The organism is Streptomyces sp. NPDC006529 (genome assembly GCF_040611795.1).
GTDB lineage: Bacteria > Actinomycetota > Actinomycetes > Streptomycetales > Streptomycetaceae > Streptomyces.
Window position 1 is genome coordinate 1 of the sequence record NZ_JBEXPB010000122.1, and the last position, 1,913, is coordinate 1,913.

The 1,913-nt window shown below is 66.9% G+C and carries 1 protein-coding gene; it reads left to right on the forward strand.

The window, feature by feature from the left end; genetic code table 11:
• Positions 1-1,378 precede the first annotated feature (1,378 nt).
• Positions 1,379-1,507: an MbtH family NRPS accessory protein gene (locus ABZY31_RS31190; RefSeq protein WP_356417050.1), complete on the forward strand. Its 129-nt coding sequence runs from the start codon at positions 1,379-1,381 to the stop codon at positions 1,505-1,507.
• The last annotated feature ends 406 nt before the right edge of the window (positions 1,508-1,913 follow it).

The window sequence follows — 1,913 nt, forward strand, 5'->3', positions numbered from 1 at the left end:
CGACCCTGCGTCCGATGCGTGACCGGCGGAACCGATGATGACCGCCGACTGACGAGCCCCCGGGCCCGGCCAGTCAAGGGGGTACCGAGGGCCGATCGGCCGCCGCATCCGACCCCGGTCGGGCGCGGCGGCCGTACGTGCTTCCGGACCCTTCAGGCCACGACGAACCCCTGTTCAAGTGCCGCTAGGCCGCACTTGCACAGGAAGATTCCTGTCGGCGGGGCACGCTCGTGGGGCGGGCTACGAGGTCCGGGAATGGTCCCGCATGATCGGCAGCCGCAGGCCCGGCCAGGCAGTGTCGATCGCCGCACCGGGAAGAGCCGGTGCGGGCCCGATGAGGGCCGTGGCGGGAGAGCATCCGTCGGCCCTGGGCAGCCTTTCGGGTATCCATGGCCACGACATCGGCGGTGTGGGCGCCAGCAGCCAGGGCCGATCGGATGCCGGCGAGCACGTGTTGTGTGGACCCATCGGTGCCCCTTCAGCTGTCTTCGCCGCGGCCCAGAACGCTTCGTGAACGGCGGTGAAGCTTCCCTCGCGGCGGGCTTGGTCGACGGCTTCGGAGCCGGCCCTCGCGCCGAGCTTGGCCAGCAGCACCTCCAGGAAGTAGTCGAGGACGATTCGTTCGGTGTCTTTGGCGGTGAGCCGAGAGTGCCAGGCGATCTCGGTGCGTCCGTGGGGAACGACCAGGTCGCGGTCCGCCGTCCTTTCCCCCCGGCCCTTCTCATGGGCCCCCGAAGTCCCGGCTCGCAGTGGAAAGGAGTGAAGCCCAAACGCCGCCTGAACTCCTCACACCTGGGATGTTCCTACCGTGACCGGCTCTTTTGGGTCACCCGGGACACAGCTGGAGGGAGAGGCTGTCATATGGCCAGATCCACCCATGCCTCGCCGAAGTCGGCCTCGGCGTCCATGCCCGGACGGTTGTGGCAGACCACGGACTCGGCCGAAGGCGCCGCGCCGACCGCCTCGGCGATTTCCCGGCGCCGGCGGGAGACGTAGTCCCACCCGGTCGTGTAGGCGACATCCGCCCCGCATTCCAGCCGCAGCCGCCGTCACGATCCGCTGAACGGTATGGCGCTGCTTCTGCGGCTCCTCAGATCCCCACGCAGCCACTCGTCGATCGTCTCCTTGAACGGCTCCAAGAGGGGCGACGACCGCACTGGTGTCTTCTGCGGCAGGGGCACCGGCGATGCCAGAGCCGCCGGCACCAGCCGACGGTGATCATTGATCGTCGTGTGGGCCTGGGAGATAGTGGATCGCGTTGAGCCGCGGTGGATCGCCGATAAGCCTCCATCGGATGGTGCGGATGTTCAACGGGAACAGCCGTCACCGTCACCTATGACACCACCCCACTGGTTGGCTTCATGGAAGGGAATGCGTCGTGCCGAATCCGTTCGACGATCCGGGTTCCGACTGCCTGGGTCTGGTCGACGACGGGGGACGGCATTCCGTCTGGTCGGCCTTCGCCGCGGCGCTCGACGGCTGGACCGGTTCACGGCGATGGAGGTGAAATAGCCGGCAGCGGTGCCACGGCCCGGTCGTGGTCGATGGCCTCGGCCATCTGCTCGGCAGGCCTTTGCGTGGCGAGGCGCGGACATACGCAGGGTATGCCGAGTGCGAATCCAATGACCGCTCCTTAGGCAACACCCCGGCCGACTCGGTCAATCGCGCCGACCTCCTGGTCTAGGCAGGCAAGCCGTGAGTTTACTTACCGAGGGCGCGACATACCGCATGCCCGTAGGCGGCAGGCTCTGCATCCAAATGCACTTGCACAGCAGCCTGAATATCAAAAGTCAGACTAGGCCGACGTTGCGGCCAGGACGTAACCAGGAGGGGTCCTGATGTTTCCGTTGTCCTTTGCGCAGCGTCGGTTGTGGTTTGTGGATCAGCTGGAGGGGCCGAGTGCGACGTACAAC